We start from the raw sequence: 5,597 nt of genomic DNA, 5'->3' as shown, positions 1-5,597 counted from the left end.
TTGGGACGTTGGTTCGTCACCATTCCCTACCAAACAGCTTAATTGTGGGCTACTTTATTGATTGGAAGTCCCTAAGCAACTCCTGCGCCTGGTAGAAACGTGGTTATTTGCTGAGGGGTGGGAGGAAATCTGGTTGACCACCGATCCCGATGAAACCATGAGATCTGTCGGATTCTATCGCCATCTGGGTTGGTGTGACTGGAAGCTTGAACCGGACGGAGACCGCTTTATGCACAAAAAACGCCGGTAGCCCAAGAACCCTCGTCTTCAGGATATATTTTCTCTGTGCAGCCCACGAGTCGCGATCTGGGTCTTTGCTGCAAGGGGCTATTGTGAAGGCCCAGGTGAATAGGCCGGTGTCGCAGAGCCAATCCTGCGTCCGTCTATTATGACCCGCAGACTCCCACCTCTGCTGTCCTTGCGCCTGGCTGGAACTGGGGGACCGTTGTGCCGCTCTTGCGGGGGATCTTTTTAGGGGGGCTAGGATGGTTTGTCTACTCTCTGGTCAGGGCCGCAAAACGGTCCTTAGATTGACTCCCCATCCCCATCCATGGCGGGGGAGGAGTCAACCCTTGGCTTTCAGCGCCGTTTCCATCTGTTCAATATCCTCCCGCACAGGATCATCCTGGGAGGCTGCGGCCTGCAACGCCTGTTTGTATGCCGCCAGCGCCCTGGGCAGATTTTGATGCTCTCGATAGAAATCGCCCAGAATTCGATAGTTGAGGTAGGGATTAACAGAGCCTGGATCGCCCCCGTTCAGGCTGGAATGCAGGGCTATGCAAGCCTGGATCGCTTGGATGGCCAGGGTTTCCTGCTCCAGTCCCGCATAGGCCATCCCCAGATGGTAATAGGCCCAGGATAGCTGCGGATCCAGGGCGATCGCCTGTTGCAGCGGATCCAGGGCGGCCTCAAATTGCCCAAGCTGGATCAAGCTATAGCCATACTGGTCCTGGGCAAACTTAAACCCAGGACTGTCTTGAATAGCCTGCTGGTAAGATCGGCTGGCGGCTACCCAATTTTGATTGGCCGCGTACAGCTGCCCCATTTCAAACTCAACCAGACTCTGGATGGAAACCGCTGGATCGTTAGCGCTGGAGGGGCCATAGGGGTGATCGCCTACCCTTTCCGTGGCCCCAAGGGGCGACAAGTCGCGGGAGAGAAAGACACCGTAGAGCGGATCGTCCTGGATCATTTTCCGCAGGCTGGCGGCGGCAGCAGGGGCTTGATCGGCCAGCAGGTAAGCCTTTGCCAGGTCATGGCGAATCATGAAGGTCAGTTGCTGGGCGGGTGGGGCGTCGCCCAGTAGCGCGTCCGCCTGGGTCAGCAGCCCAATCCCCGACTCCAGATGGTCTTCGTCTAGATACAAACGCCCCAGATGCCAGGCCACCAGAGGATCCTGTGGCCTTTGCTCAAAGAGCCGCTCAAACACCGCCAGAGCGGCGTCTGTGGGGGCAGGCAAGGGCTCATCCTGCCCGTCGGCAAAGATAGGCTGCCGCAGATATTCTCCCAAGGTCAACAGCGCGCGATCTGGCTGGGGGTGGGTCTCCAGGAGGTCTAGCATTCGCTGAATGGGGTGCGGATCAAGCTGGAGCAGCAGCCAGAGGCGGTGGAAGGTGAGGGCATTGGGATCGATCCATAGCGCTTGCTGGTAGGCCGCGATCGCCTGGTCGGGCTGTTTGCGGCAGGTGTAGAAATTTCCCAAATCGTGCCAAGCCTGTGCCCCAGCGTGAGGTTGCGATCGCCGCGCCTGCAAGGTGGACTCCAGGGACGCCGGGCATTGCGTTAGAGATTGCGGGAGTTCAAGTACGCCTTGTCCAGCATCCTCAGACCCTGGGGCCTTCCCCTGAAGGGAGAGGGGATTGGGGCCTAGGGCCAGTGCCGCGGGGCTGCTGACCAGGCACCACCAGAGAGAAACCAAGCCGGGACGATTAAACTTCAAAAGGCGGAGCATCGTCGATTGCCCAAATGCTGAGGATGGGTTCACTTTAGCATTCTGGCCTGGCCCCGCGGATCGAGAGGGGATGGGGGTCGGGTTCAGCCAAAATCCCCCAGAGGATTGCACCCTGAAAGATTACCCCTAAGAATAGAGGGTATCGCTACCGGCGCCCCATTGATGTCCAATCCTCCGCCTCTTCCCCCCGACCTTGAATCGATCTGCCATCGCCTGCGCGGACTCACCCAGCGAGACATCGTGGATCAATGGCGGGTTTATCTGGGTGAGGATCTGCCTCTGGACACCGCTCTGAGCCCGCAGCACTGGCAGCATTGGAGGGCCGCCACCCTCAACCACCGTCGCCATATTGCCTGGGACCGGGGACGGCAGCCGATCTGGTTAGGGCAGCAGATTGTGGTGCCCGCAGATCTAGACGGTTACCCCTTAGCCGGTCTGACGCTGCGGCTGGATTTAACCTGGTGGGCTGATCTGGCCCAGATTTATGTGCAGGGCCAGCTCATTCAGGTGGGAGATCTCTACGATTGCTTTGGACGCATCCTCCTGAGTTCAGCGGCCCAGCCCGGCGCAGAGATTAACGTGGCGATTCGTCTGGTGAGTCCCGGTCACGATCCGGGGGCACTGGTGCGATCGCTGCTGTGGTTTGAGCCCGAGGATGTGGATCAACCCGATCCCGGCATGATTGCCGATGAGCTGGAAATTCTGGCCTCCTATGTGCAGGAGTTTCGACCGGAGGATTTGCCACAGCTTCAGGCCATGACCCTGGACTGGACCCAGCGAGGGCAGCTTCAGGGGTTCCAAGCTGAACTGGCCCGATTTCGCCAGGGCTTAGCGGCCTGGGGAGACTGGCTCAAGACCCGGCGAATCTACTGGACTGGCCATGCTCACCTGGATATGGCCTGGCTGTGGCCCGTGAGCGAAACCTGGACTGTGGCCGAGCGCACCTTTGCCTCGGTGCTGAGCTTGATGGCCGATTTTCCAGAACTGCGCTTTTGTCACTCTTCGCCAGCGCTCTACGACTGGATCGAGCGTCACCGCCCCGAGCAGTTTGCCCAGATTCAGGAACAGGTGGCCGCCGGACGCTGGGAAGTGGCCGCCGGGCTGTGGATTGAGCCGGAGTTTAACCTGATTAGCGGCGAATCGCTGGTGCGTCAGGTGCTCTACGGCCAGCGCTATGTGCAGGAAAAGTTTGGTGCTCCTAGCACCATTGCCTGGCTTCCCGATAGCTTTGGATTCTGCTGGCAACTACCCCAGGTGCTCCGGCAGGGGGGAGTGGACTATTTTGTCACCACCAAGCTGCGTTGGAATGACACCACCGAGTTTCCCCACTGCGTGTTTAAATGGCGATCGCCCGATGGTACCGAAATTGATAGCCTGATGCTGCCCCCCATTGGCACCCGCATTGATCCGGTTAAAATGACCGAGTTTGGGCGGCAATGGGAGAAAAGCACCGGATCAGGCCTGAGCTACTGGCTACCGGGCCTGGGCGATCATGGCGGCGGCCCCACTCGCGACATGCTGGAGGTGGCTCGCCGCTGGGACCGATCCCCGGTGATTCCCACGCTTCAGCCCAGCACAGCGGTAGAGTTTTGTCAGGCCGCCCTCAGGCAGATTCCCCAGCCCCCGGTCTGGGAAAATGAGCTTTACCTGGAGTTCCATCGCGGGTGCTACACCAGCCATGCTGACCAAAAGCGCTACAACCGGCAATGTGAATCAGCACTCATGGAGGCGGAGCTGTTTGCGGCGATCGCTACCCTCATTGCCGATCAGCCCTACCCCAAGCAGGATCTAGAGCAGGCCTGGAAGCAGGTGTTGTTTAACCAGTTTCACGATATTCTCCCCGGATCTTCGATTCCCGAAGTCTTCCAGGATGCCAACCAGGACTGGGCTGCGGCCCTGGGAACCGGGCAGCGAATTCGAGACGCAGCCCTGAGGGCGATAGGTCAGCAGATTCATTGCCCCCCTCCGGCAAACTCTCCAGAGGCGCAAGCGCTCGTTGTCTTTAATTCCCTGAACTGGGATCGAAGCGGCTGGGTGAGGACCCAGATCCCGAACTCCCTCAGGCCTGGTAACCTCCAGGTTGTAGACGATCAGGGAACGCCGACCTCCACCTGGGTCGCTGCGGATCACACCCTGTGGTTTTGGATCGATGGCCTGCCCAGCATTGGCTACCGGATCTATTGGGCCATGCCCGCAGCAACCGCACCGCCACCCGCACCGCCACCGGATCACTGGCAGCTAGAGAATGAGCATCTGCAGGTGACCCTTGACCCCACCACGGGCACCCTGGCGCGGATCTACGATAAAGTCGCCCAGCGAGACTGCCTGAGGGCACCTGGCAATGAACTACAGTTTTTCCAGGATCAGGGACAATATTGGGATGCCTGGAACATTGACCCCCACTATGCCGAGCATCGCCTCCCCAATGCCGAGGTGACGGCCCTGGATTGGATCCGCTGGCATGGACCCGAACAGCGCATCCGCGTCACGCTGAAGTTTCAAGCCTCCCAATTTATCCAGGACTATGTGCTGGTGGATCATTGCCCCTACTTGACCGTGGAAACAACGGTGGACTGGCAAACGGACCATGTTCTGGTGAAGGCGGCCTTTCCCCTTACCCTTTGCACCGATCGCGTCACCTGCGACATGCCCTGCGGCGCTATTCAGCGGCCCACCCTCCCCAACCCCAAACCGCTGGAGGCCTGGCAAACCGCTAAGTGGGAAATCCCGGCACTGCACTGGGCCGACCTGAGCGAGGCCGATCAAACCTATGGCGTGAGTTTGCTCAATGACTGCAAGCACGGCTATGATGCGCAGCCGAGTCAGATCCGGATCACCCTGCTGCGAGGCTCAACCTGGCCTGACCCCAGGGGCGATCGCGGTTACCACGCCTTCCGCTATGCCCTCTACCCCCATGGTGGCACTTGGCAGCAGGCCCAAACCACCCAGCGCGGCTACGAATTGAATCGTCCCCTACTGGTGCAATGGGGATCCTCCCCGGCCGGGTCGCTGCCGCCCCAGCAGTCGTTCCTCTCGCTGCCCCCCAATCTGATGCTGATGGCCTTCAAGCAGTCTGAGGCTGACAATCAGCATTGGATTTTGCGCTGCTACGAAAGCCAGGGCACCCCCACCGATTGGACGGGCACCCTGCATGGCCTCAACCTCAGCCCCACCGCCCGCGTGGATGGCCTGGAGCAACCCAATGGCCCGCTTCCTGAACGAATTGAGCCCTGGCAAATTGTGGCTGTACAGCTGGCCTCGAATCCAGGTTGCTAGCGCTTCCGCCTGTGCCCAGGGAAAAACTCAGCGGAGATTGTTGAGCAGAACTATTTTAGCTCCTGCATAAAATGATGGGATTGATTCGATAGAGTCAGGAGCGATTCATGATAGGTGGAACCTCAATGTGATTTATGGAAAAGCGTCAATCAGTTCTTGATCAGTTTTCCAGCTTTATCCAATGGCGGAATGATCAGCAGTTTGGGGGATGGCAAACCCATCCCCGCCTGCGCCGTCGCATGGTGCAATTCCTGGATCGGGACCCTTCCCTAACCCAGGATCGATATTGGGTCCTTTAGAGAGTGTTTGTAAATAAATGTTGAGATGAATTGCTTTCGACTCAAGATGTGTATTTTTGGGAAAGTAGAGT

At 58.8% G+C, this 5,597-nt stretch carries 4 protein-coding genes; 3 read left to right on the top strand and 1 reads right to left on the bottom strand.

The features are described 5' to 3' along the window. Positions 1-61 precede the first annotated feature (61 nt). Positions 62-250 carry a GNAT family N-acetyltransferase gene (locus tag QQ91_RS21795; protein WP_375340935.1) on the top strand — a complete coding sequence of 63 codons (189 nt, stop codon included), beginning with the start codon at positions 62-64 and terminating at the stop codon, positions 248-250. A 315-nt stretch (positions 251-565) separates the two neighbouring features. Here QQ91_RS21795 and QQ91_RS04830 read toward each other — a convergent pair whose 3' ends face one another. Further along, positions 566-1,951, bottom strand: coding sequence for a tetratricopeptide repeat protein (locus tag QQ91_RS04830; RefSeq protein WP_166283954.1), 1,386 nt, complete (start codon positions 1,949-1,951; stop codon positions 566-568). Between the two features lie 162 nt (positions 1,952-2,113). Here QQ91_RS04830 and QQ91_RS04825 point away from each other — a divergent pair, with 162 nt between their 5' ends. Then, positions 2,114-5,227, top strand: a complete 3,114-nt coding sequence (locus QQ91_RS04825; protein ID WP_166283952.1) for an alpha-mannosidase — start codon at positions 2,114-2,116, stop codon at positions 5,225-5,227. Between the two features lie 134 nt (positions 5,228-5,361). Beyond that, a complete protein-coding gene (locus QQ91_RS04820; RefSeq protein ID WP_166283950.1) occupies positions 5,362-5,526 on the top strand; it encodes a hypothetical protein in 165 nt (54 codons plus the stop codon). The last annotated feature ends 71 nt before the right edge of the window (positions 5,527-5,597 follow it).

This window comes from Lyngbya confervoides BDU141951, from assembly GCF_000817775.3.
In the GTDB taxonomy this organism is placed as follows: domain Bacteria; phylum Cyanobacteriota; class Cyanobacteriia; order Thermosynechococcales; family Thermosynechococcaceae; genus Lyngbya; species Lyngbya confervoides.
This window is presented reverse-complemented; position numbering and strand designations above follow the sequence as displayed.